Genomic DNA, 23,134 nt, shown 5'->3' with positions numbered 1-23,134 from the left:
GAGCGCACGGCGACGCGAACCTGTCACGGTTTGCTGCCCTTCGATGCCGCGCCGAGCGGCACCCCTGACACGAGCCACTGGGACCTCATGCAGATCCAAGACCTTCCGTATCCCCACCCGGGCGTGCCGGACGCACGCTCGGGCCCCCGATTCCTGTGGTGGCTCTTCCGGAACCAGCTGGGCGGACAGCTCAAAGCCCTGGCCTGGGGACTGCTGCACTTCGCCTCCGTCTCCGCACTGCCCTTCTGCGTGGGCATCGCCGTCCAGGCCGTCGTCGACCGGTCCGGCGCCCGGCTCGCCCTGGCGGGCGCCCTGCTGGCCGTCTGCTGCGCCGGCAACGCGCTCGGCGACACCTTCCTGCACCGCGCCGCCATCACCAACTGGATCACCGCCGCCGCCCGAGTCCAGCAGTTGCTGGCCCGCAAGGCGGCCCTGCTGGGCTCGGCGCTGACCCGGCGGGTCGCGGCCGGTGAGGTCGTGGCCGTCTCCACCGGCGACGTCGAGAAGATCGGCTGGTTCGTGGAGGCGGTGTCCCGGTTCACCGCGGCGGCGCTCACCATCGTGCTGGTCTGCGTCGGCCTGCTCGTCTACCAGCCGGCCCTCGGCGTCGTCGTCATCATCGGCCTGCCGGTGCTGGCGCTGGCCGTGCTGCCGCTGCTGCCCCGTGCCACACGCCGCGCCGACGTCCAGCGGGAGAAGGCGGGGCGGGCCACCGAACTCGCCTCGGACACCGTCGCCGGACTGCGGGTGCTGCGCGGCATCGGGGGCGAGCAGCTGTTCCTCGACCGCTACCGCCGTGCCTCCCAGGAGGTCCGGCACGCCGCCGTGCGCAGCGCCCGCATGTGGTCACTCATCTCCGCCATCCAGGTGCTGCTGCCGGGGCTGCTGCTGATCGCCGTGGTGTGGCACGGCGTCCACCTGGCCCGGGACGGCCGGATCGGCGTCGGCGAACTGGTCACCGTCTACAGCTCGGTCATGATCCTCACCTATCCGCTGCGGCACTTCGAGGAGATCGCCATGGCGTACTCCTTCTCCCGTCCCTCGGCCAAGCGGGCCGCGCGGGTGCTGTCGCTGGAACGGGCCACCGACACCGGCGGCTCGCGGGCCGCCGGCACCCTGCCCTCCGGAGACCTGCACGACCCGGACACCGGGCTGCTGGCCACGGCGGGCCGTCTGACGGCCGTGGTGTGCGGTGATCCCGACGCGGCGGGCCGGCTGGCCGAACGGCTCGGCGGCCACCCCTCGGAGAAGGGCACGCCGGTCACCCTGGGCGGGGTGCCGCTGGACGAGCTGCCCCTGGACTGCGCGCGCACCGCCGTGCTGGTCCAGGACAAGGACCCGGTGCTGCTCTCGGGCACCCTGCGCGAACTCCTCGACGTGCCCGCCTCCGGCGCCGTCGAGCCCTCGGAGGCCCTGGCCGCCGCCCGGTGCGAGGACGTGCTGGCGGCGCTCGCCCAGGGATCGGTCGGCGCGGAGGACCCGATGGACGCCCGGATCACCGAGCGGGGCCGCTCGCTCTCGGGCGGGCAGCGCCAGCGGCTCGCGCTGGCCCGGTCGTTGGTGGCCGATCCCGAGGTCCTCGTCCTGGACGAACCCACCTCGGCCGTGGACTCGCACACCGAGGCACGCATCGCGGAGGGCGTGCGCGGTCTGCGGGACGGCCGCACGACCGTCGTCTTCACCTCCTCGCCGCTGCTGCTGGACCGCGCCGAACGCGTGGTGTTCCTGCACGAGGGCCGGGCCGCGGCCGTCGGCACCCACCGCGAGCTGGTGCGCGCCGATCCCCGGTACCGGGCCGTGGTGACTCGTGAGACCGATGAGGAGGCCGACGCGCGGACGGCGGGCGCGGACGGGGCCGGCTGGGACGCGGCCGGCTCGGACGTGGCCGGCGTGGAGACGGTCGGCGCGGGCCGGGGGCGCGCCCTGAACAGCGACGGTCGGCAGGGCGGCCCGGAGAGCGACCGCCGGGAGGACGGCCGCCGGGAGGGCGGCCGTCTGACGGACGACCGCCTGGCGGACGACGACGTACTGCACCAGCTCGAAGAGATCGAGGAGACGGCATGATCGGCGTGGCGCCACCGTCGTACGACCCCGCGGCACCGACCACGGCGAGCACCCTGCCCGTCGGCACCTCCGCGACCGTGCGCGGCTACGTGACGGAGCTGCTGCGGCGGCACCGACGCGCGTTCCTGCTCCTCGTCACCGTCAACACCGTCGCCGTGGTCGCCTCCATGGCCGGTCCGTACCTGCTCGGCGGGCTCGTGGAGCGGGTCTCCGACGACGCTCGCGAGCTGCGCCTCGGCGTGACGGTCTCCCTGTTCGTGGGGGCCCTGGTCCTCCAGGCCCTCTTCATACGCCAGGTCCGGTTGCGCGGCGCGGTGCTCGGTGAGCGCATGCTGGCCGACCTCCGGGAGGACTTCCTCGTCCGCGCGGTCGGGCTGCCGCCGGGCGTCCTCGAACGGGCCGGCACGGGTGACCTGCTGTCCCGGATCACGACCGACATCGACCGGCTCGGCAACGCCATGCGCGAGGCCGTGCCCCAGCTGGCGATCGGCGCGGTGTGGGTGGTGCTGCTGCTGGGCGGCCTGGTGGTCACGGCACCGCCGCTGGCTCCGGCCGTCCTGCTCGCGGTGCCGCTGCTGGTGATCGGGTGCCGCTGGTACTTCCGGCGGGCGCCCGCCGCCTACCGGTCGGAGGCCGCCGGGTACGCCGCCGTGGCCGCCGCGCTCGCCGAGACCGTGGACGCCGGACGCACGGTGGAGGCGCACCGTCTCGGCGACCGGCGCATCGGGCTGTCCGAGCGCCGGATCAAGGAATGGACGGCCTGGGAGCGCTACACGCTCTGGCTGCGGTCGGTGCTCTTCCCGGTCATCAACGTCACCCATGTGACCGTCCTCGCCTCGGTGCTCATGATCGGCGGAGTGTTCGTGCTCCAGGGCTGGATCGGGGTCGGACAGCTGACCACGGCCGCCCTGATCGCGCAGATGCTCGTCGATCCGGTGGGTCTGATCCTGCGCTGGTACGACGAGCTGCAGGTGGCCCAGGTGTCGCTGGCCCGGCTGGTCGGCGTGCGCGAGATCGAGCCCGAGACGGGCGACGCGGAGCTGACCCCCGCCGGCCGCGACGTACGGGCCGACCGGGTGCACTTCGGTTACATCGAAGGCGTGGACGTCCTGCGCAAGGTATCCCTGGACGTCGCCCCCGGCACCCGTCTCGCACTGGTGGGGCCCTCCGGGGCGGGCAAGTCCACTCTCGGCAGGCTGCTCGCCGGTATCTACGCCCCGCGGGACGGCCGGATCACCCTGGGCGACGCCGAACTGTCCCGGATGCCCGCCGAGCGGGTCCGTTCGCACGTCGCTCTCGTCAACCAGGAGCACCACGTCTTCGTCGGTTCCGTGCGCGACAACCTCCGGCTGGCCCGCGGCGGCGCGACCGACGCCGAGCTCTGGGCGGCCCTGGGCGCGGTCGACGCGGACGGCTGGGCCCGCGCGCTCGACGAGGGACTGGACACCGAGGTCGGCTCGGGCGGTTTCGGGCTCACCCCGGCACAGGCCCAGCAGATCGCGCTGGCCCGTCTGGTGCTGGCCGACCCGCACACACTGGTGCTGGACGAGGCGACGTCGCTGCTCGATCCCCGGGCCGCCCGTCACCTGGAACGGTCCCTCGCCCGTGTGCTGGACGGCCGTACCGTCATCGCCATCGCGCACCGGCTGCACACCGCGCACGACGCGGACGTCATCGCCGTCGTCGAGGACGGCCGGATCAGCGAGCTGGGCAGCCACGACGAACTGGTCGCGGCGGGCGGGGCGTACGCGGCGTTGTGGCGCTCGTGGCACGGCTGACCGAGAAGTTCCGTAGGGGCGGGGCGGTTCTTGCCGGTGGGGAGGGGCGGGAGCCTGCGGGCCGGGCGGGAACACCGGCCGCTCGCGGCCGTCCGTTCCGGACCGGCCCTCCCGCCGGGTCCAGCCACCCGAGCCGGCCCGGCCCTCACAGTGGGCCCGGCCGCCCGAGCCATCCCTGCCTTCCTGTCCGCCCCCTCCGTCCGGTCGGGGCCCCGGCCACCGGGGCAGCGCCCCCGGCCGGGGCCCGTGCCGTTGCGCGGTTCCCCGAGGGGGTGGAAATCTGGGAGAAGGCACCGGCGCGGGGAACGTCCCCGGACCGGCCGTCCCCTCGCCGGACGACGCCCCGGCACCACGCCGCGGCGGCCTGCCGCCGGCCATGCCGAGAAGGGTCCCGGCCGCACCCGCTGGAGGTATCCGTGAACAGTGCCGACGGATGGGGCGACGACGTCTACCAGCCCGACGGTTCCGAACAACGGGAGGACACCGGGCTGCTCGACGCGGAGGACACCCTGGAGTACGACGGTGTCGACGACCCGCTCGACGTCGGCTACTCCCCGCCGGAACGCCCCTGGGCCGTGGAACACGACGGCGTGACGGCGGCCGAGCGCCGGTACGGCGAGACGCTGGAGCAGCGGCTCGCGGAGGAGATACCGGACACCGCGGCCCCCGACGGTGACGGTCTCGGCGACTCCGAGGACACCGACGGCGAACTGCTGGACGACGAGGTCGGTGCCGCCCGCTCCGGTCGGCTCGTGGCTCCCGACGAGGGGGCGCGCGAGGACGAGGAGGCCGCTCTGGTCGCCAGGGACGTGGGGATCGACGGCGCGGCGGCGTCCGCCGAGGAGGCCGCGATGCACGTCGTCGACGAGGACTCCCTCCCTCGCTGACCCCGGGCGTGCGGCCCATCCCCGGCACCCGTGCCGACCCGGTCCGCCCGGCCGGGCCGGTCCCCCGGCGTCGCGCCTCCCCGCGCCGCCACCGCCGTACAAGGAGCACTCATGCAACAGGACAAGCACCCCGACTACCATCCCGTCGTCTTCCGGGACCGCGCCGCCGGCTACGCCTTCCTCACCCGGTCCACGGCGACGAGCGACCGGACCATCGAGTGGGACGACGGCCGGAGCTACCCGGTCGTGGACGTGGAGATCTCCTCGGAGAGCCACCCCTTCTACACGGGGCAGGCCCGGACGGTGGACACCGAGGGACGCGTCGCCCGGTTCGAGCGACGCTACGGCGGCGGGGACCAGGGAGGCGGCACCCAGAGCGGTGGCGGCCGCCCCGCCTGAGACACCGCTGTGAGGTGACGCGCGGCGCGGTTCGGGGCTGGGCGTCAGATCACGTTGAGCGCCGCCGCGCAGCCCACCCCGCCCAGCAGCATGAACGCCGGCATCAGGACCTTCAGCTCCACCCAGCTGCCCGCCCGGAAGCGCAGCGCCTTGGGCGGCCCGATCGGGTACCAGCGCTTGCGGCCGACGGGTATGGGCCACAGGACCGGACAGCCGGAGACGGTCAGCGCGTCCCCGATGTCGTGCACCAGCGCCCCCAGCACGACGGGCAGCCCCAGCCACACGTACTCCTGGCCCGGCGCGGTGAACAGCCAGTCCGACCCGCTCCCCGGCTCGTCCAGGACGCCCGCGATGATCCAGGCACTGGTCGCGGCCAGCAGCCAGACCAGGACGTCGCTGCTGGAGCCGCGGGCCGCCCGCCACAGCAGCCCCTCGATGGCCAGCACCATGTGGACGAAGAGGATCGCCAGCACACCCCACCGGTCCCCGGTGACCGCCACGGCCGAGCAGCCCGCGCCGATCAGGACCGCCCACAGCCAGGTGTGGGTGAGCGTGCGGTGACCGCCGGAGCGGCGCGGGTCGCCCTGCTTCTTGGTCGCCTTGTAGACAGCGTAGGAGAGCTTGTCGACGATCTCGCACAGGCCCCGGGAGACCGGTCCGAAGGCCCGCGAGATGGTGGCCGCCTTGTGGTCGAGGTCCGGCGCCAGCGCCGCGCCGGCGCAGATCAGGGCTCCGGTGAGCAGGACCGGCCAGGGCATCGGGTGCCCGGCGGCGGCGGTCGCCGCCCCTACCCCAAGCCAGGCCGCGGCACCCGACAGTGAGTGTGCTGGTCCCATCATCGCCGTCGCCCGCCCCATTCCTCGTGTGCCGCTGTCCAGTTGACCAGGTCCGCCGGCATGCCGTCGGCGCCCCAGCGTAACGGTCATGATCTTCGGTCCCGCATCCGATTCCCGCATCGGGGCCGGGGCCAGGCAAGATGGGGGTGTGACCCTCATCGATCGCCTGCCGAAGACCGCCGACCCCGACGCCCTCTACGAAGCCTTCGAGTCGTGGGCCGAGGAGCGCGGTCTCACGCTCTACTCCCATCAGGAGGAGGCGCTGATCGAGGTGGTGTCCGGGGCGAACGTGATCGTCTCGACGCCCACCGGCTCCGGCAAGAGCATGATCGCGGCCGGGGCGCACTTCGCCGCCCTGGCACGGGACGAGGTCACCTTCTACACGGCACCGATCAAGGCGCTGGTCTCGGAGAAGTTCTTCGAGCTGTGCAAGCTCTTCGGTACCGAGAACGTCGGCATGCTGACCGGCGACGCCTCCGTGAACGCCGACGCCCCGGTGATCTGCTGCACCGCCGAGGTGCTGGCCTCCATCGCGCTGCGGGACGGCAAGGACGCGGACATCGGCCAGGTCGTGATGGACGAGTTCCACTTCTACGCCGAAGGGGACCGCGGCTGGGCCTGGCAGATCCCGCTGCTGGAGCTGCCGCAGGCACAGTTCGTCCTGATGTCCGCCACGCTCGGTGACGTCTCCTTCTTCGAGAAGGACCTGGCCCGCCGCACCGGCCGCCCCACGTCGGTGGTCCGGTCGGCGACCCGCCCGGTCCCCCTCTCCTACGAGTACCGGTACACCCCGCTCACCGAGACGCTCACCGACCTGCTGACGGCCAAGCAGGCTCCGGTCTACATCGTGCACTTCACGCAGGCGCAGGCCGTGGAGCGGGCGCAGGCCCTCATGAGCATCAACATGTGCACCCGCGAGGAGAAGGACAGGATCGCCGAGCTGATCGGCAACTTCCGCTTCACCACGAAGTTCGGCCGCAACCTCTCCCGCTACGTGCGGCACGGCATCGGCGTCCACCACGCCGGCATGCTGCCGAAGTACCGGCGGCTGGTGGAGAAACTCGCCCAGGCCGGTCTGCTGAAGGTGATCTGCGGGACCGACACCCTCGGTGTCGGCGTCAACGTGCCCATCCGGACGGTGCTGTTCACCGCTCTGACCAAGTACGACGGCAGCCGGGTGCGGACACTGCGGGCCCGGGAGTTCCACCAGATCGCCGGGCGGGCCGGGCGCGCGGGCTTCGACACGGCCGGGTTGGTCGTCGCACAGGCGCCCGAGCACGTCGTCGAGAACGAGAAGGCCCTGGCCAAGGCGGGCGACGACCCGAAGAAGCGCCGCAAGGTGGTCCGCAAGAAGGCGCCGGAGGGCTTCGTCGGCTGGAGCGAGCAGACCTTCGACAAGCTCATCGGCTCCGAGCCGGAGCCGCTCACGTCCCGTTTCCGGGTGACGCACACGATGCTGCTGTCGGTGATCGCCCGGCCGGGCAACGCCTTCGAGGCGATGCGGCATCTGCTGGAGGACAACCACGAGCCGCGCAAGCAGCAGCTGCGGCACATCCGGCGGGCCATCGCCATCTACCGTTCGCTGCTGGACGGCGGCATCGTCGAGAAGCTGGACACCCCGGACGCCGACGGCCGTATCGTCCGTCTCACGGTCGACCTCCAGCAGGACTTCGCGCTGAACCAGCCGCTGTCCACCTTCGCCCTGGCCGCGTTCGAGCTGCTGGACCCCGAGTCGCCGTCGTACGCGCTGGACATGGTGTCGGTGGTGGAGTCCACACTGGACGACCCCCGGCAGATCCTGGCCGCGCAGCAGAACAAGGCGCGCGGCGAGGCCGTGGCCGCGATGAAGGCCGACGGCGTCGAGTACGAGGAGCGCATGGAGCGCCTCCAGGAGATCACGTACCCGAAGCCCCTGGAGGAGCTGCTCTTCCACGCGTACAACACCTACCGCAGGAGCCACCCCTGGGTCGGTGACCATCCGCTGTCGCCGAAGTCGGTGATCCGGGACATGTACGAGCGGGCGATGTCCTTCACCGAGCTGACCTCCCACTACGAGCTGGCGCGGACCGAGGGCATCGTGCTGCGCTACCTCGCCGGCGCCTACAAGGCGCTGGACCACACCGTCCCCGACGACCTGAAGTCCGAGGACCTGCAGGATCTGATCGAGTGGCTCGGTGAGATGGTGCGCCAGGTCGACTCCAGCCTGCTGGACGAGTGGGAACAGCTCGCCAACCCGGCGGAGATGACCGCCGAGGAGGCCCAGGAGAAGGCCGACCAGGTACGGCCGGTGACCGCCAACGCGCGTGCCTTCCGCGTCCTCGTCCGCAACGCCCTGTTCCGGCGGGTGGAGCTGGCCGCGCTCGACCAGGTCGGGGAGCTGGGCGAGCTGGACGGCGACGCCGGGTGGGACGCCGACGCCTGGGGCGAGGCCATGGACAAGTACTGGGACGAGTACGACGACCTCGGCACCGGGCCCGACGCCCGCGGCCCCAAGCTGCTGGTGATCGAGGAGCAGCCGGAGAACCGGCTGTGGCGCGTACGGCAGATCTTCGACGACCCGAACGGCGACCACGACTGGGGCATCAGCGCGGAGGTCGACCTGGTGGCCTCCGACGCCGAGGGCCGGGCAGTCGTCCGGGTCACCGACGTCGGCCAGTTGTGAGCACAGGAGAACAGCACCCATGACGTCCGAGACGAACCCGGCCGACCGCCTGGTCGACCTGCTCGACCTGGAGCAGATCGAGGTCAACATCTTCCGCGGCCGGAGCCCGCAGGAGTCCCTGCAGAGGGTGTTCGGCGGCCAGGTGGCCGGGCAGGCGCTCGTCGCGGCGGGGCGCACCACGGAGGGCGACCGCCCGGTGCACTCGCTGCACGCGTACTTCCTGCGGCCGGGGCGGCCGGGCGTGCCGATCGTGTACCAGGTCGAGCGGGTCCGGGACGGGCGGTCGTTCACGACCCGCCGGGTCACGGCGGTGCAGCAAGGCCGGACGATCTTCAACCTCACCGCCTCCTTCCACCAGCCTGAACAGGGAAGTTTCGAGCATCAGCTGCCGCCCGCCCGCAAGGTGCCGGACCCGGAGTCCCTGCCGAGCGTCGCCGACGAGGTCCGGGAGCACCTGGGTGCGCTGCCGGAGCAGTTGGAGCGGATGGCACGGCGACAGCCCTTCGACATCCGTTACGTCGACCGGCTGCGCTGGACGGCCGGGGACATCCGGGACGCCGAGCCGCGCAGTGCCGTGTGGATGCGCGCGGTCGGGCCCCTCGGTGACGACCCGCTCGTGCACACCTGCGCCCTGACCTACGCCAGCGACATGACCCTGCTGGACGCCGTGCGCATCCCGGTCGAGCCGCTGTGGGGACCGCGCGGCTTCGACATGGCCTCCTTGGACCACGCCATGTGGTTCCACCGTCCGTTCCGCGCCGACGAGTGGTTCCTGTACGACCAGGAGTCGCCGATCGCCACGGGCGGGCGGGGGCTGGCCCGCGGCCGGATCTACGACGCGGAGGGCCGGTTGCTGGTGTCCGTGGTGCAGGAAGGGTTGTTCCGCGCTCTGCCGTCCGGGCCGGCCGCGTAGTCCCGTCCGCTGCCTCGGAACGGCGTCAGGACGGTCGGGACGCGGGCGCGAAGCTTGCGCGGGCACGGAACCGGTCGGTCTCGGCCCGGGTGACGCACCCGTCCCCCGCCTCCCTCGCCGGGCACGGTGGTGAGCCGGCCGAGGCACGGCGCGATGCCGGACTCGCCGGGCCCCGGGCCCGGTTCGCGTGCGGCTCGGCCCGGAGCGGGCTGTCGGTCGTCATGCCTGGCGGCGTCCCGGTCGACGGTGGTGCCGGCTTCCGGTGTGAGGATGTCTGCGGACATGGCCGTCTCCCCCGTGGAGTCTGCTCGGACGGCGCCCGGTGCGCTCGCCCGAGAAAACCGTAGCCGTTCGCCCGGCATCCCGTCGGGGGCTGTGGACAACCTCGCGGACGCTCCCGGCACGCGTACGGAACAGCGGGTCATGGCTCCAGGGAACTGCTCCCGGGGTTGCGGGCATCGACCCCGAGGTGCTCCCCGACCCGGTTCACCAGCAGCGTCATCTCGTACGCGATCTGCCCGATGTCGGCCTCGGCGCCGCTCAGTACACACAGGCAGCTGCCAGAACCGGCCGCGGTGACGAACAGGACGGCGTCGTCGAACTCGACCATGGTCTGACGCACCCGCCCGGCGCCGAAGTGCCGGCCCGACCCCTTGGCCAGGCTGTGCAGTCCGGAGGAGACCGCGGCCAGGTGCTCGGCGTCCTCGCGCCGCAGGCCGGTGCTGGCGCCTGTCACCAGCCCGTCGTTGGACAGCAGCATCGCGTGCCGCACGTGCTCGACGCGTTCGGTCAGCTCGTCCAGCATCCAGCCGATCCCCTGGTTCTGCGCCATGGTCCCGTCGCCCCCTGTGCTCCCCGTGCGTGGTCTCCCCCCTGGCCGGGGGATCTGCCCCGCCAGCCTTCCCCACGGTGGGGCTGCGGGCAAGCAGGATGGAGCCATGGCACAGAAGATGACTGACGACGAATGGCGGGCCTTCGTCTCGTACGGCACCCGCACCGGGAAGCTCTGCACCGTGCGCGCCGACGGCAGCCCGCATGTGGCGCCGATCTGGTTCCTGCTCGACGGGGACGAGATCGTGTTCAACACCGGCGAGGAGACCGTCAAGGGACGCAACCTGGCCCGTGACGGCCGGGTCGCGTTGTGCGTGGACGACGACCGGCCCCCGTTCGACTACGTGGTGATCCAGGGGCGGGCCCGGATCTCGGAGGAGCCCGACGAACTGCGGCACTGGGCGGCCCGGCTCGGTGCCCGGTACATGGGTGAGGAACGCGCCGAGGAGTTCGGGGCCCGCAACGGGGTCCCCGGGGAGCTGCTCGTCCGGGTGTCCGTGGACAAGGTGCTGGCGCAGAAGGGTGTGGCCGACTGACGGCGGCGGCATACTGAACGGCGACGGGGTCCGGCCGGCCGGGACGAGCGAGGAGGACGGAACGGGTGAGTGTCTCCAGGATGCCCCCGCGCGGCCCGGGGCAGGGCCGGCGGTTCCATGACACCCGGATGCTGGAGGTGAGGGTCGCCGAGGCGCACGATGTCACGCCGGGCATGCGGGAACTGACGCTCACGGGACCCGCGTTGGCGGTTCTGCGCAGCAAACCGGGTGCGCACCTGCCGCTGGAGGTGCCGGACGTGGACGGCGTACCGCGGCTGCGGACGTACTCCGTGTGGACGCACGATCCGTCGCGCGCCAGCCTGACGCTGCGCATCGCACGGCACCGGCCGGAAGGGCCGGGCAGCCGGTGGGCGGCTTCCGTGGCAACGGGGACCCGGACCCGCGTAGGGGCGCCGCGCAATCGCATCACGCTGGAGCCCCGGGCCCGTTACCACGTGTTCATCGGTGAGGAGACCGGCGCCGTCCCCCTGTTGACCATGCTCGCCGCGCTGCCCGCCGGTGCGGCGGCCTCCGGCGTGCTGGAGACGACCGGGCCGGACGGCGACTTCTCCGCCCCGCACGGTCCCCGCGGTCTTCCCTGGGTGCACCGGGGCGGTGCCTCCGCCGTGGGATCACGGGTGCTGCTGGAGGCCGTACGGCGGCTGCGGCTGCCGCCCGAGCCGGGCATCGCCTACGTCGCGGGCGAGGCGACGACCTGCCGCGCCGTGGTGCGTCACCTGTGCGGTGAACGCGCCTGGCCCCGCTACGCGGTGAAGACCCAGGTCCATTGGGCGGCGGGGCGGACCGGCATCCTCTGAGCCAGGCCGGCGGTGGCGGAAAAGGGGGCCTCGCGTGGGGCGCACGGGGCGCGTATAAAGAGCGCATGACGCGTACACGGCACGCATCTGCGGTTCAGCGCATCGACGTGTCGCTGGGCGCGCGTTCCTACCCCGTGCACATCGGCCCCGGAGCCCGGGACCTGCTGGCCCCGCTCGTCCGGGACCTCGGGGCACGCCGGGCCGCCGTCGTCACCGCCCGGCCCGTGGACGAGGCACCCGACCCGGGCGTACCGGCACTGCGGCTGCCGCTGGCCGACGGCGAGGACAACAAGACCCTGGCCACGGTGGAGCGGTTGTGCGACGCGTTCGCCGGCCACGGGCTCACCCGGGCCGACGTGGTGGTCTCCTGCGGCGGCGGTACCACCACCGACACCGTGGGCCTCGCGGCCGCGCTGTACCACCGCGGCGTGCCCGTGATCCACCTGCCGACCACCCTGCTCGCCCAGGTCGACGCGAGCGTCGGCGGCAAGACGGCCGTGAACCTCGCGCACGGCAAGAACCTGGTCGGCGCCTACTGGCAGCCCGCCGCGGTTCTCTGCGACACCGACTACCTGCGCACCCTGCCCGAGCGGGAGTGGCGCAACGGCTACGGCGAGATCGCCCGCTGCCACTTCATCGGCGCCGGCGACCTGCGGGGGCTGCCGGTCACCGGGCAGATCGCCGCGAGCGTGCGGCTGAAGGCCTCCGTGGTGGCCGCGGACGAACGGGACACGGGCCTGCGGCACATCCTCAACTACGGCCACACCCTCGGCCACGCGCTGGAACGCGCCACCGGATACGCGCTGCGGCACGGTGAGTGCGTGGCGATCGGCACCGTGTTCGCGGGACGCCTCGCCGGTGCCCTCGGGCGGATCGGTCCCGACCGGGTCGCGGAGCACGAGGAGGTGGTACGCGCCTACGGACTGCCCGCCGCCCTGCCGCCGGACGTCGATACCGCGGCCCTGATCCCCCTGATGCGGCTCGACAAGAAGGCGACCCGCGGTCTGGGCTTCGTCCTCGACGGGCCGGACGGGGTGGAACTGGTGCGGGACGTACCGGAGGACGACGTGGCCCGCACGCTCGCCGGCATGCCCCGCACCGGGCGGCCGTAGCGGAAGAAACCCTGCTCAGCACGCGAGACGACCGGAGGGCGAACGACGCATGGAACGGCGTATTCTCGGCGACACCGGGATCTCGGTCAGCGAACTGGCCCTGGGCACCATGATGTTCGGTTCCTGGGGCAACCCCGACCGGCGGGAGGCGAGCACGGTCATCGGCATGGCCCTGGACGCGGGTGTCAACCTGGTGGACACCGCCGACATCTACGGCGAGGGCGGCACCGAGGAGATCGTCGGCGAGGCGCTCAAGGGCCGGCGCGACGACATCGTCCTCGCCACCAAGTTCCACGGCCCCATGGGTCCGGACGACAACCACCGGGGGAACTCCCGGCGTTGGATCATGCGGGCGGTCGAGGACAGCCTGCGCCGGCTGGGCACGGACCACATCGACCTCTACCAGGTGCACGGAGTCGACCCCGACACCGACATCGACGAGACGCTCTCCGCCCTGTCGGACCTGGTGCGGTCGGGAAAGGTCCGGGCGATCGGCACCTCCAACTTCCCCGCCGACCAGCTGGTCGAGGCCCGCTGGACCGCCGAGCGGCGCGGCCATGTGCACTTCCGCTCCGAGCAGCCCGCGTACTCCGTCCTCAGCCGGAGCGTGGAGATGCACGTCCTGCCGACCGCGCGGCGGCACGGCATGGGCGTCCTCGCCTGGGGACCGCTGAGCGCGGGCTGGCTCTCGGACCGTGACGCCACCCCGGGCGAGGGCCGTACGGTGCTGGAACCGCAGCGGTTCGACCCCGCCGTGCCCGCGAACGCGGCCAAGGCACGGGCGGTGGGCCGGCTGCGGGCGCTGGCGGCGGAGGCCGGGATGCCGCTCACCCATCTCGCTCTCGGCTTCGTCCAGGCCCACCCGGCCGTGACCTCGGTGATCATCGGGCCCCGTACCGTGGACCAGCTCACCGACCTGCTCGCCGGTGCCGGGACGGTCCTGGACGACGAGGTCCTCGACCGGATCGACGAGATCGTGCCACCCGGCAGCGACCTCAACCCCGTGGACAACCACTCCGTGCGGCGGCTGCTCGCCGACACGGCGCAGCGCCGGCGGCCGGTTCCCCGCAGGTCCGTGCGGGAGACGGCCCGCCGCTGAACCCCGGGCGCCCCGCGCCGGACCCGTGGGTCCGCGCGGGGCGCCCGGCCGCTCGGGCCGATCGGGCCGATCGGGCCGCTCAGGCCCGGACCGTCTCCAGGATGCGCAGATCGCCGCCGACCGGGATGCTGCGCCGTACCGTGAGGCCCGCCCGTCCGGCCAGTTCCCGGTAGTCCGACTCGGGCCGGTCCTGACCGCCGACCAGCACCGTCAGCAGCAGCCCCCGGAACAGCGCCTCCTGGTCGGAGGTCTCGTCCACCATGCTCTCCATGATCAGCAGCGGTACGCCGGGTCGCATGGACCGCGCTGTCCGCGCCAGGATGCGCACGATGGTGTCGTCGTCCCAGTCGTGCAGTGCCCGCTTGATCGTGTACACGTCCGCACCTGCCGGTACGTCCTCGAAGAAGTCCCCGGCGATCGTCTCGTAGCGCCCGTCGACGCCCGCCTTCGCCAGCAGTTCCTCGGCCAGCGGCACGATCTCCGGACGCTCCAGGAGCGTGCCGCGCACCGTCGGGTGCTCGGTGAGGACGGCCGCCAGCAGACTGCCGAGTCCGCCGGCGACGTCGACGACGTGGGCCCCGGCCGGGAAGCCGTAGGCCCGGGCTATACCGGCGCTCTCCGCCTCCGAGACCGCGCTCATCGCGGCGTTGAACCGCTGCTTGGCGTCGGGGTCGCTCTTGGTCAGCTCCCAGAAGGAGGTCCCGTTCGCCTTCTCGAAGGACGACTCACCGGTGCGGACCGTGTGCAGCAGGTCGCCCCAGGCGGCCCAGTGCCAGTTCGCCGCCATGAAGCGGGCGTCGGTCGATTCCGGATTGGCCGGCTCGGCGACCAGTACGGCCGACAGGGGCGTCTGGGCGTAGGTCTGCCCGTCCGGCAGCCGCCGGAACACCCCGAACGTGCTCAGCGCCCGCAGCAGCCGGCCCAGCGTCGGCGCGTGCGTGCCGGTGAGTCCGGCCAGGTCGGCCACCGTACGCTCGCCCTGGGCCAGCAGGTCGGGAAGACCCAGTTCGGCGGCGACATGGACGGCCCGCGCCCGCCAGGCCCCTTGGAGCAGCTCCACCATCTGCCGGTTGACGCCCTGGTCCGCGGTCTTGACGTGCTCGGTCATGGCAATCTCCGCAATCGCTCGTCGGGTGATCGGTGGGACGAAGCAGGGCGCCCGAGGGCGCTGGGGGGCGGGCCTGGTGCGGGTGGCCGCCCAGGCCGTGTCAGCGAAGTCCCTCCGTCCACCCGGGGGGGCGGGAGGGACTTCGCGGACACGGTCTAGTTCCCGGCCGTCCGCGGCGGGATGTTGTGGTTGAAGCGGAACGTGTTGCCCGGGTCCCAGACCGTCTTCAGCTCGGCCAGCCGCTGGTACGCCTCGGCCGTGTACGCCTCCCGCACGTCGGCGGGGTCGGTGTGGGCGATGCCCGCCATGAAGTTGAGCATCCGGGTTCCCGTGGCCCACGGCGCGAGCGTCGCCACGACCCGGTCGTGGCCCTCGTACACCGCGTCGTCCTCGCCGTTGCCCAGGACCCCGGCCGAGTACACCTGGAAGCGTGCCTCGGGCACGTGCGCGACCGCGTTGGGCACCCGGGGCGGGCGGCCCAGGGCCCCTCCGAGGTTGCGCACCTCCAGGCTGACCGCCCTCTTCGTGCCGGGGCCGACCAGTGCGAGCATGGCGTCGACCGTGTCCTCGTCCAGCGTGGTGAGCTGGAAGTTGTTGATGTGGTACGAGCCCGAGACCGGCGGGTCGTTGTGGATGGTGCCGACCTCGGTGTACGGGATGTCGGTGACCGTGTCCAGCAGGATCGGCGCCACCTCGCGCAGCGGCCGGATCAGCCGTTCGCCCTCCGCCGGGTCGCCGGCGTAGCTCAGTCGCAGGTGCAGGGCGAAGCGTCCGCGCAGCTCCTCGGGTACGCCGTCCACGTCCGGCCAGTCCAGCATGAAGAAGGAGGAGGCCATCTCCTCCGGCACGCCGGTGACCCAGGTGCGGTACAGGTGCAGCGCGTCCCGTACCGACTCCGCCGGGTACCACAGGCCACCGCCGTACAGCCGGGCGACCTCCATCAGCTCGACCTCGATCGCGGTCACCACACCGAAGTTGCCCTTGCCGCCGCGCAGCGCCCAGAACAGGTCCGGGTTCTCGTCCTGGTCGGCGACGCGGAGTTCGCCGTCGGCGGTGACCACCTCGATGCGCCGGACGTGGTCGGCGGCGTAGCCGTAGCGCCGGGAGAGGACGCCGACGCCGCCGCCCAGTACGTAGGAGACGGCGCCGACGAAGGGGGCCGAGCCGTTCAGCGGGGCGAGTCCGTGCTCGGCGGCGAGCGGGATGACGTCCTGCCAGAGCACGCCGGCCTCCAGCCGCGCGGTGCGCTGCCCGGGGTCCACCCGGACGCCGTTCATGGCACGGGTGGAGAGGTACACCGAGCGCTCGTCGGCGGGGAGGCAGGCGCCGTGCCCGGTGAGCTGGACGGCGACGCCGAGCCCGTGGTCGCGGGCGAAGCGGACCGAGGTCACCACGTCGTCGGCGTTCGCCACGGCCACCACCAGCGCGGGCCGGTGCTCGACCGCCCGGTCGAAGCCGTCGGTGTGCTCGGCGTAACCGGGCTCGCCCGGCAGGAACACGGGGCCTTCCAGGTCCTCGCTGAGTCGCCGCAGGCTCTCCGGGTCCAGGACCGCCGCGTTCACCGGGTTCAACTCGCTCACAGGGTTTCCTCTTCCTCGTCGTCCGGAGCTGTGCGGGTGCCTGCGGGGCCGGCGCGGTACACCGGCCCGGGGCCCGCCATGCAGGCGGTGAGCGTACTGCCGTCGTCCGGATCGATGAGCAGTAATGAGCCAGTGCGCCGGGAGTCCCGGTAGGCGTCCGGGGCGAGGGGTTCGGCCGTGTGCAGCACCACGCGTCCGATGCCGCCCGCGTCGATCCGGTCCGGTGCCGGTTCCTCGTCGAGCAGGCTCGGGCCGCGCCGTGCGGGGATGTCCGCGACCAGGGCGCGCACGGTCCTCGTGGTGTGTTTGACCAGGACCCGGTCGCCCCGGCACAGCGGTCGTTCGTGCAGGTGGCAGGCGGTGACTTCGAGGGTTCGGGTGAGCGGCGGCTCCTGGCCGGCGGGCACGATCAGATCGCCGCGCGCCACGTCGACCTCGTCGGCGAGCAGCAGCGTGACCGACCGCGGTGCCGAGGCCCGCTCCACCGGTACGCCGAGGGCGTCGATGCCGCTGACGGTGGTGGTCGAGCCGGAGGGCAGGACGGTCACCCGGTCGCCGACGCGGAACGTGCCCGCGGCGATCCGGCCCGCGTAGCCCCGGCGGCCGCGGGGTGCGGCGGTGTGCGGCCGGATGACGTACTGGACCGGGAACCGGGCCGGCGCACCGGCCGGTTCGGGGGCCGCCGACACGGACTCCAGATGGTGCAGCAACGCGGGACCGTCGTACCAGGAGAGCCGTTCCGAGGGGGTCACGACCTGGTCGCCGAGGAGTGCCGACAGCGGGATCGCGGTCGTCTCCGGGATGCCCAGCGCGCGGGCCAGCCCGGTGAACTCCCGCGCGACCCGGGCGAACGCTCCCTCGTCGTAGTCCACCAGGTCCATCTTGTTGACGGCGAGCACGACGTGCGGGGTCCGCAGCAACGCGGCCACGGCGGCGTGCCGGCGGGTCTGCGCCACGACGCCGTTGCGGACGTCCACGAGGATCACCACGAGGTCGGCGGTGGACGCGCCGGTGACCGTGTTGCGGGTGTACTCCACGTGCCCGGGGGTGTCGGCCATGACGAACCGGCGCCGGGGCGTGCCGAAGTAGCGGTACGCCACGTCGATGGTGATGCCCTGCTCGCGCTCGGCCCGCAGACCGTCGGTCAGCAGCGCGAGGTCCGGGCCGCCCCCGCCGGGGGCCGCCCCGATCGCCGCGAGCTGGTCGGCGAGGACGCTCGCGGAGCCGTACAGCAGGCGTCCGGCGAGCGTGGACTTGCCGTCGTCCACGCTGCCCGCGAGGGCGAACCGCAGCAGTGCGGTGTCCGCGGGTGCTCCGCCCGTGGGCGGTGTCGTGATCGGCACGCTAGAAGTACCCCTCCCGTTTGCGGTCCTCCATCGCGGCGTCGGAGACCTTGTCATCGGCGCGGGAGGCTCCGCGTTCGGTCAGCGGGGAGGCCGTGATCTCCCGGACGACCTCCGCCACCGTGGTCGCGGCCGAGTCGACGGCCCCGGTGCACGACATGTCGCCGACCGTGCGGTAGCGCACCTGCCGCTTCTCCGGGCGCTCGCCGTCACCGGGTCCGCCCCAGTCGCCGGCGGTGAGCCACATGCCGTCGCGCCGGAAGACCTCCCGGTGGTGGGCGAAGTAGAGGTCCGGCAGCACGATGCCCTCGCTGCCGATGTACTGCCAGACGTCGAGTTCCGTCCAGTTGGAGAGCGGGAACACCCGCACGTGCTCGCCCGGGGCGTGCCGGCTGTTGTACAGCTCCCAGAGTTCCGGGCGCTGCCGCCGGGGGTCCCAGACGCCCCACTCGTCACGGAGGCTGAACACCCGTTCCTTGGCACGGGACTTCTCCTCGTCGCGCCGGGCGCCGCCGAACACCGCGTCGAAGCGGTGGGCCCCGATGGCGCGCAGCAGGCACGGGCTCTGCAGGGCGTTGCGGCTGCCGTCGGGGCGTTCCCTCAGTTCGCCGCTGTCGATGCGCTCCTGCACCGAGGCCACGTGCAGCCGCAGCCCGAACCGGGCCACCGTCCGGTCGCGGTAGGCGATCACCTCGGGGAAGTTGTGCCCGGTGTCGACGTGGAGCAGGGGGAACGGCAGCGGAGCGGGGGCGAACGCCTTCAGCGCGAGGTGCAGGACGACGGCGGAGTCCTTGCCGCCGGAGAACAGCAGCACCGGTCGCGCGCACTCGCCGGCCGCCTCCCGGATGATGTGGACGGCCTCCGACTCCAGTTGGGCCGTGTGGTTCACGCGAGTCCCCGCTCCTGGAGCAGACCGAGCAGCAGGGCGGACGACTCCGCCGGACGCTGTCGATGGGCCGGGACGGTGAGGTCGGGGGCGCGCGGTGCCTCGTAGGGGTCGTCGACGCCGGTCAGGCCCTTCAGGTCGCCCGCGGCCTGGCGGGCGTACAGCCCCTTCACGTCCCGTTCGGCGCACACCTCGACCGGGGTGGCGACATGGATCTCCAGATAGGGCGTGCCGGACTGCTCATGGCGCTTGCGGACGGCCTCCCGGGCGTCGGCGTAGGGGGCGATCACCGGGACCAGGGCGAGGACCCCGTTGCGGGCCAGGACCTCCGCGACCAGTCCGATGCGCTGCACATTGACGAAACGATCCTCCCTGCTGAAACCCAGACCGGCGGTGAGCAGGGCCCGGTTCTCGTCGCCGTCGAGGATCTCCACTCTGCGTCCCTGGGGCGTCAGCCGGCGCGCCAGCTCCCTGGCCAGGGTCGACTTGCCGGCGCTCGGCAGCCCGGTGAGCCACACGGTCGCGCCGGGCCAGCAGGTGCAGTGGGGGCTTGGGTGCGTCATCGGCCACTCCGCAACGTCAGGGGATGGATACCGGTGCCGGCCGCGTCCCCGTGGAGCATCCGCCGGACGGCCGTGGCCAGCAGGTGGTGTCGCCGGGTGGCGGCCGGGAGCGCGGCGGCGGTGCAGCGCCAGGCCACGAAGCCGTCCGGCCGCACCAGCAGGGCACCGCCCGGACCGGTGCCGCAGACCGTGGTGAGGGGGACCGGGGGGCGCAGGACCCTGGCGACGAGGGGGACGGCGAGCTTCCCGGCGACCTCGGCCGCCGTACGCCGCCAGCCGTCGTCGCTGCCGAGCAGGAGCAGGTGCGGGCCGGCGGCGGACGGTGCGCACAGATCGAGGGTGGACATCTGCCCGGAGCCGCCGGCAGGGCCGGGCGGGAGCGGCAGGTGCGGGAGCCGGGTGCCGGGCGCGCCGGACAGCTCGAAGGTGCCGGGGAAGGGGCCGCCCGGCCCTGCCGGGCCGCCGATCACCGCGGCCGAACGGTACCGGTACCCCATGATGATGGTGCGCGGATCGCGCACCTCGGCGCCGAGTCGCTCGCCCGGGACGCCGTCGAGCAGCAGGGCCTGCTCGGCGGTCGCGACGCCGACCGGGCGGCGTTCGGCGTCGTAGCTGTCGAGCAGCGCGGGAGCGGCCCAGCCGTCCAGCACCGCGGCGATCTTCCAGGCCAGGTTGTGCGCGTCCTGGATGCCCGCGTTGGAGCCGTAGCCGCCGGCGGGCGGGTGGAGGTGGGCGGCGTCGCCGACCAGGAACACGGGCCCCGCGGAGAAGCGCTCCGCGATCCGGTGCCGGGCCTGCCAGTGGAAGGTCGCCGTCAGCTGCACCGGGATGGCGTCGGTCCCGAGCGCGGCCCGCACCAGCTCCATGCACCGCTCGGGGCCGGGCTCGCGGTCCGGGCCGCCGACGGCCTCGGTCTCCACGGCCGCCGCCCACCGGTGGTCCGCGTCGAGCTGCATGACCGCACCGGAGAACCCCGGGTTCTCGATCATGCTCATGAAGAACCGGCGGCCCTTCAGCAGAGGGGTGAGGTCGGCCCGGAACAGGATGCTGGTGCGGCGCGCGATCGTGCCCAGGCCGTCGCGCGCGATGCCGGCGGCCTCGGGTATCCAGCCGTGCGCGCCGTCGGCGGCGACCAGGTACCGCGCGGTCACGGTCTCGGTACGGCCGTCCGCGCGGCGGACGCGTGCCTCGACACCGTCGTCGTGCACCGACAGCCCGGTCAGCTCCTCCCCGAACCGGACGTCCGCGCCCGCCCGTACCGCGGCCTCGCGCAGCAGCGGCTCGGTGCGGTGCTGCCCGCACCAGAAGGGCGGGCAGGGCCCCGGTACGGCGAGTTCCTCCTCCCCCGTCTCCAGTACCTCCGCCGCGTCGGGACGGGACAGCGAGGGGACGCCGACCACGGTGCGGGGCAGCACCCGGTCCGGCTCGGTGAACACGCGGGGATCACCGCCGGCGACCACCTCGAACCCGGCCCCGGCCATCGCCTCCTGGAGCCCGGCCTCGCGCAGCAGTTCCATGGTCCGCCGGGTGACGTGGGTGGCCCGGGGCAGGGTGGAGGTGCGCGGACGGCGTTCCACGAGCCGGACCGCGACGCCGGACCGGGCCAGGAAGAGCGCGGTCGCCAGCCCGGTGGGCCCGCCCCCGACGACCAGTACGGTCATGGCCGCAGACCCTCCGTTCAGGCCTTGCTCACCAGTTGGTCGCCGACGACCAGATGGTCGAGGTTCATGCCGGCGAAGGCTTCGACGGCCTCCTCCGGGGTCTCCACGATGGGCTGACCCGCCACGTTGAAGGAGGTGTTGAGCAGGACGGGGCACCCGGTCAGCCGCTCGAACTCGCCGAGCAGCCGGTACACCGCGGGGTTCTGGCTCTCCTCCAGCGTCTGGTGCCGGGCCGTGCCGTCCACGTGGGCCGCCGCCGGGATGGCGTCGGGACGGGTGACCTTCGTGACGATCAGCATGTACGGCGAGGGCTGCCCGAGGTCGAAGAACTCGTCGCTGCGCTCGGCGCGGACGATCGGCGCGTACGGCCGGAAGCCCTCCCGGAACTTGACGTTGTCGTTGAGGTGGTCGCGCACGGACGCGGGGAACGGGGCGGCGAGGATGCTGCGGTGCCCGAGCGCCCGCGGACCGAACTCGCTGCGTCCGTCCCACCAGCCCACGATCCGGCCCTCGGCCAGCAGGGCGGCGACCTCCCCGGGCAGGTCCTCGGGGGTCCGCGCGGGCAGCCCGGAGGCGGCGACGGCCTCGCGGGCCCGGGAACGCGGGTACTCGGGCCCCAGGTAGGCGTTCTCCAGAGCGGGGAGTTCCGCCATCGGCACGCCCTCCAGCTCGTGCAGCCCGTAGTAGGCGCAGCCGAGGCTGATGCCGTTGTCCCCGGCGGCGGGCACCACGAAGAGCCGCTCGAACGGCGTCTCCTTCAGGATCCGGCCGTTGGCGACGCTGTTGAGGCCGACACCGCCCGCGATGCACAGATCGGTCAGCCCGGTCCTCTCGTGCAGCGCGCGGGCGCAGTGCACCAGGGCCGTCTCCAGGACCTCCTGGGCGGCGCGGGCGATGGCCGCCCTGGTGTCGAAGTCGGCGTCCTTGGCCAGCCGCCCCAGCAGGTGGGAGACCTTGCTCGCGGAGATGCTGACGCCGCCCCCGGGCAGCAGGGTGACCAGTTCCGCCAGGTCGTCCACGAACCGCTGGTCGCCGTACGGCGCGAGGCCCATGGTCTTGCCGTCCTCGCTGACCGGGAAGCGCGTCTTCGGCCCGGTGTAGGCCAGTCCGATGGCGAGGCTGGCGGTGCGGTACAGGTGGCCGAGCGAGTTGTCGGTCTCACCGGGCTGGTAGTAGGCGCTCTCCGAACCGGCGTCCACCGCGTGCGCCCCGCTGACCCGGTCGAGCAGCCGGATGCCCCGCTCGTCGGCGAGGAAGGAGCTGATGGTCTCGGCCTCCCGGGCCGAGGAGCCCGACTTGTCGCCGACGGTGAGACTGCCGGAGTTGTCGCACACCAGCACCGCGGCCCGGGACATGCCGGAGGCGCCGAACGCGCTGTAGGCGTGGGCCAGATGGTGGTTGATCACCGTCATCCGGCGCCGGAAGGAGTGGTAGAAGGGCCGCGGCACCAGCTCGCAGGCGACCACGTGCTCCACCTCGGCCGCGGTGAGGCCGAGCTGCCCGAGACACGTCTGCCGGCTGACACCGGCCAGCAGATCCGCGCCCAGGCCGTACTTGCTGCGCATGAGCCGTTCTTCGTCCACCGCGACGAGCCGGGTGCCGTCGGTGGCGCAGGAGGCCCAGTCGTGCCCGGATCCACCTAGGCCCAACACGGTCATATCGCGTCCTTTCCGGTGTGAGGGACATCGATCGGGACGTGCGGCGGTCGGCGCCCGGACCGGGGGGTCGCCATGGCCGGCCGGACGGTGATCGAGCGGTGGCCCCGCGCCGGGAAGGGGGGGTGCCGCCGGTTCGCGATGCATGCCCCTGCCCGGCCGGGAACGCGCAGGGCGTGGGCGACGTACGGGCAGCCTGCGGACGGCGGGAAGGACGTCCGCGGAACGGCGGCGGGCGGGGAGACGGTGAGCGAACGGACAGCCCGCACTGTAGTCAACCGGCGTCGAGCACTGTCAAGGAGGCGTCCGCCCGGCCGGCCGTAGTTGACTGAAACACCCGTCCCCGGACGCCGGTGGGGCCCCGGCACGGTGCTCCACCGGGCCGTTCGCGGCCGGGCGACGG

At 73.1% G+C, this 23,134-nt stretch carries 19 protein-coding genes; 10 read left to right on the top strand and 9 right to left on the bottom strand.

The genetic code is table 11. The features are described from left to right. The first annotated feature begins 87 nt into the window (after nucleotides 1-87). The 4 genes from Sdagh_RS04175 to Sdagh_RS04160 all read left to right on the top strand — a co-directional run bounded on the left by Sdagh_RS04175 (nucleotide 88) and on the right by Sdagh_RS04160 (nucleotide 5,128). Nucleotides 88-2,064, top strand: coding sequence for an ABC transporter transmembrane domain-containing protein (locus tag Sdagh_RS04175; protein WP_190078370.1), 1,977 nt, complete (start codon nucleotides 88-90; stop codon nucleotides 2,062-2,064). Further along, complete coding sequence (locus Sdagh_RS04170; protein ID WP_189422638.1) at nucleotides 2,061-3,842, top strand: ABC transporter ATP-binding protein; 1,782 nt, start codon at nucleotides 2,061-2,063, stop codon at nucleotides 3,840-3,842. Before Sdagh_RS04175 ends, Sdagh_RS04170 begins: the two co-directional genes overlap by 4 nt. Before the next feature lie 416 nt (nucleotides 3,843-4,258). Continuing rightward, nucleotides 4,259-4,729, top strand: a complete 471-nt coding sequence (locus Sdagh_RS04165; protein ID WP_189422636.1) for a DUF5709 domain-containing protein — start codon at nucleotides 4,259-4,261, stop codon at nucleotides 4,727-4,729. Between the two features lie 111 nt (nucleotides 4,730-4,840). Beyond that, on the top strand, nucleotides 4,841-5,128 hold the full coding sequence (locus tag Sdagh_RS04160; protein ID WP_190012120.1) for a type B 50S ribosomal protein L31: 288 nt from the start codon (nucleotides 4,841-4,843) through the stop codon (nucleotides 5,126-5,128). 44 nt (nucleotides 5,129-5,172) lie between these two features. On the opposite strand, the gene Sdagh_RS04155 is transcribed toward Sdagh_RS04160, so the two are convergent. Continuing rightward, nucleotides 5,173-5,967 carry a metal-dependent hydrolase gene (locus Sdagh_RS04155; protein WP_189422631.1) on the bottom strand — a complete coding sequence of 265 codons (795 nt, stop codon included), beginning with the start codon at nucleotides 5,965-5,967 and terminating at the stop codon, nucleotides 5,173-5,175. 145 nt (nucleotides 5,968-6,112) lie between these two features. On the opposite strand from Sdagh_RS04155, the gene Sdagh_RS04150 reads away from it, so the two are divergent. Both Sdagh_RS04150 and Sdagh_RS04145 read left to right on the top strand, forming a co-directional pair. Beyond that, a complete protein-coding gene (locus tag Sdagh_RS04150; protein ID WP_190078371.1) occupies nucleotides 6,113-8,626 on the top strand; it encodes a DEAD/DEAH box helicase in 2,514 nt (837 codons plus the stop codon). Between the two features lie 19 nt (nucleotides 8,627-8,645). After that, nucleotides 8,646-9,539 (top strand): acyl-CoA thioesterase, encoded by an 894-nt coding sequence (locus tag Sdagh_RS04145; protein WP_190012119.1) that lies wholly within the window; start codon nucleotides 8,646-8,648, stop codon nucleotides 9,537-9,539. A gap of 421 nt (nucleotides 9,540-9,960) precedes the next feature. Here Sdagh_RS04145 and Sdagh_RS04140 read toward each other — a convergent pair whose 3' ends face one another. Next, a complete protein-coding gene (locus Sdagh_RS04140; RefSeq protein ID WP_189422625.1) occupies nucleotides 9,961-10,371 on the bottom strand; it encodes a roadblock/LC7 domain-containing protein in 411 nt (136 codons plus the stop codon). 106 nt (nucleotides 10,372-10,477) lie between these two features. Between Sdagh_RS04140 and Sdagh_RS04135 the strand changes: the two genes are divergently transcribed. The 4 genes from Sdagh_RS04135 (at nucleotide 10,478) to Sdagh_RS04120 (ending at nucleotide 13,935) form a co-directional block, all read left to right on the top strand. Then, nucleotides 10,478-10,906, top strand: coding sequence for a PPOX class F420-dependent oxidoreductase (locus tag Sdagh_RS04135; RefSeq protein ID WP_189422623.1), 429 nt, complete (start codon nucleotides 10,478-10,480; stop codon nucleotides 10,904-10,906). Between the two features lie 65 nt (nucleotides 10,907-10,971). Beyond that, nucleotides 10,972-11,724 (top strand): siderophore-interacting protein, encoded by a 753-nt coding sequence (locus Sdagh_RS04130; RefSeq protein WP_189422621.1) that lies wholly within the window; start codon nucleotides 10,972-10,974, stop codon nucleotides 11,722-11,724. Between the two features lie 65 nt (nucleotides 11,725-11,789). Continuing rightward, on the top strand, nucleotides 11,790-12,836 hold the full coding sequence (locus Sdagh_RS04125) for a 3-dehydroquinate synthase family protein (protein ID WP_189422619.1): 1,047 nt from the start codon (nucleotides 11,790-11,792) through the stop codon (nucleotides 12,834-12,836). Nucleotides 12,837-12,885: 49 nt separating this feature from the next. Further along, the gene (locus tag Sdagh_RS04120; protein WP_190012117.1) at nucleotides 12,886-13,935 is read left to right on the top strand and encodes an aldo/keto reductase; all 1,050 of its coding nucleotides are present in this window, start codon (nucleotides 12,886-12,888) and stop codon (nucleotides 13,933-13,935) included. Nucleotides 13,936-14,014: 79 nt separating this feature from the next. Here the strand turns inward: Sdagh_RS04120 and Sdagh_RS04115 are convergent, their stop codons facing one another. The 7 genes from Sdagh_RS04115 to Sdagh_RS04085 form a co-directional block, all read right to left on the bottom strand. Next, complete coding sequence (locus tag Sdagh_RS04115) at nucleotides 14,015-15,043, bottom strand: methyltransferase (protein ID WP_189422615.1); 1,029 nt, start codon at nucleotides 15,041-15,043, stop codon at nucleotides 14,015-14,017. Nucleotides 15,044-15,198: 155 nt separating this feature from the next. Beyond that, nucleotides 15,199-16,623, bottom strand: a complete 1,425-nt coding sequence (locus Sdagh_RS04110) for an FAD-binding oxidoreductase (protein ID WP_226534520.1) — start codon at nucleotides 16,621-16,623, stop codon at nucleotides 15,199-15,201. Beyond that, a complete protein-coding gene (locus Sdagh_RS04105) occupies nucleotides 16,620-17,966 on the bottom strand; it encodes a sulfate adenylyltransferase subunit 1 (RefSeq protein WP_226534511.1) in 1,347 nt (448 codons plus the stop codon). Before Sdagh_RS04105 ends, Sdagh_RS04110 begins: the two co-directional genes overlap by 4 nt. 1 nt (nucleotide 17,967) lies before the next feature. Beyond that, the gene (gene cysD / locus Sdagh_RS04100; RefSeq protein WP_189422604.1) at nucleotides 17,968-18,855 is read right to left on the bottom strand and encodes a sulfate adenylyltransferase subunit CysD; all 888 of its coding nucleotides are present in this window, start codon (nucleotides 18,853-18,855) and stop codon (nucleotides 17,968-17,970) included. Beyond that, nucleotides 18,852-19,415: an adenylyl-sulfate kinase gene (gene cysC / locus Sdagh_RS04095; protein ID WP_189422602.1), complete on the bottom strand. Its 564-nt coding sequence runs from the start codon at nucleotides 19,413-19,415 to the stop codon at nucleotides 18,852-18,854. The genes cysD and cysC overlap by 4 nt, the downstream gene beginning before the upstream one ends. Next, nucleotides 19,412-21,076: an FAD-dependent oxidoreductase gene (locus tag Sdagh_RS04090; protein WP_190078373.1), complete on the bottom strand. Its 1,665-nt coding sequence runs from the start codon at nucleotides 21,074-21,076 to the stop codon at nucleotides 19,412-19,414. The genes cysC and Sdagh_RS04090 overlap by 4 nt, the downstream gene beginning before the upstream one ends. Before the next feature lie 17 nt (nucleotides 21,077-21,093). Further along, a complete protein-coding gene (locus tag Sdagh_RS04085; protein WP_190078374.1) occupies nucleotides 21,094-22,734 on the bottom strand; it encodes a carbamoyltransferase family protein in 1,641 nt (546 codons plus the stop codon). Nucleotides 22,735-23,134 lie beyond the last annotated feature (400 nt).

The organism is Streptomyces daghestanicus, assembly GCF_020521275.1.
GTDB classification, from domain to species: Bacteria; Actinomycetota; Actinomycetes; order Streptomycetales; family Streptomycetaceae; genus Streptomyces; species Streptomyces griseoviridis.
This window is presented reverse-complemented; position numbering and strand designations above follow the sequence as displayed.

Coding starts and splice junctions, on each gene's coding strand:
- Sdagh_RS04175 (WP_190078370.1), top strand. CDS start 88: ATGCAGATCCAAGACCTTCCGTATCCCCACCCGGGCGTGCCGGACGCA.
- Sdagh_RS04170 (WP_189422638.1), top strand. CDS start 2,061: ATGATCGGCGTGGCGCCACCGTCGTACGACCCCGCGGCACCGACCACG.
- Sdagh_RS04160 (WP_190012120.1), top strand. CDS start 4,841: ATGCAACAGGACAAGCACCCCGACTACCATCCCGTCGTCTTCCGGGAC.
- Sdagh_RS04155 (WP_189422631.1), bottom strand. CDS start 5,967: ATGATGGGACCAGCACACTCACTGTCGGGTGCCGCGGCCTGGCTTGGG.
- Sdagh_RS04145 (WP_190012119.1), top strand. CDS start 8,646: ATGACGTCCGAGACGAACCCGGCCGACCGCCTGGTCGACCTGCTCGAC.
- Sdagh_RS04140 (WP_189422625.1), bottom strand. CDS start 10,371: ATGGCGCAGAACCAGGGGATCGGCTGGATGCTGGACGAGCTGACCGAA.
- Sdagh_RS04135 (WP_189422623.1), top strand. CDS start 10,478: ATGGCACAGAAGATGACTGACGACGAATGGCGGGCCTTCGTCTCGTAC.
- Sdagh_RS04125 (WP_189422619.1), top strand. CDS start 11,790: ATGACGCGTACACGGCACGCATCTGCGGTTCAGCGCATCGACGTGTCG.
- Sdagh_RS04120 (WP_190012117.1), top strand. CDS start 12,886: ATGGAACGGCGTATTCTCGGCGACACCGGGATCTCGGTCAGCGAACTG.
- Sdagh_RS04115 (WP_189422615.1), bottom strand. CDS start 15,043: ATGACCGAGCACGTCAAGACCGCGGACCAGGGCGTCAACCGGCAGATG.
- cysC (WP_189422602.1), bottom strand. CDS start 19,415: ATGACGCACCCAAGCCCCCACTGCACCTGCTGGCCCGGCGCGACCGTG.
- Sdagh_RS04090 (WP_190078373.1), bottom strand. CDS start 21,076: ATGACCGTACTGGTCGTCGGGGGCGGGCCCACCGGGCTGGCGACCGCG.
- Sdagh_RS04085 (WP_190078374.1), bottom strand. CDS start 22,734: ATGACCGTGTTGGGCCTAGGTGGATCCGGGCACGACTGGGCCTCCTGC.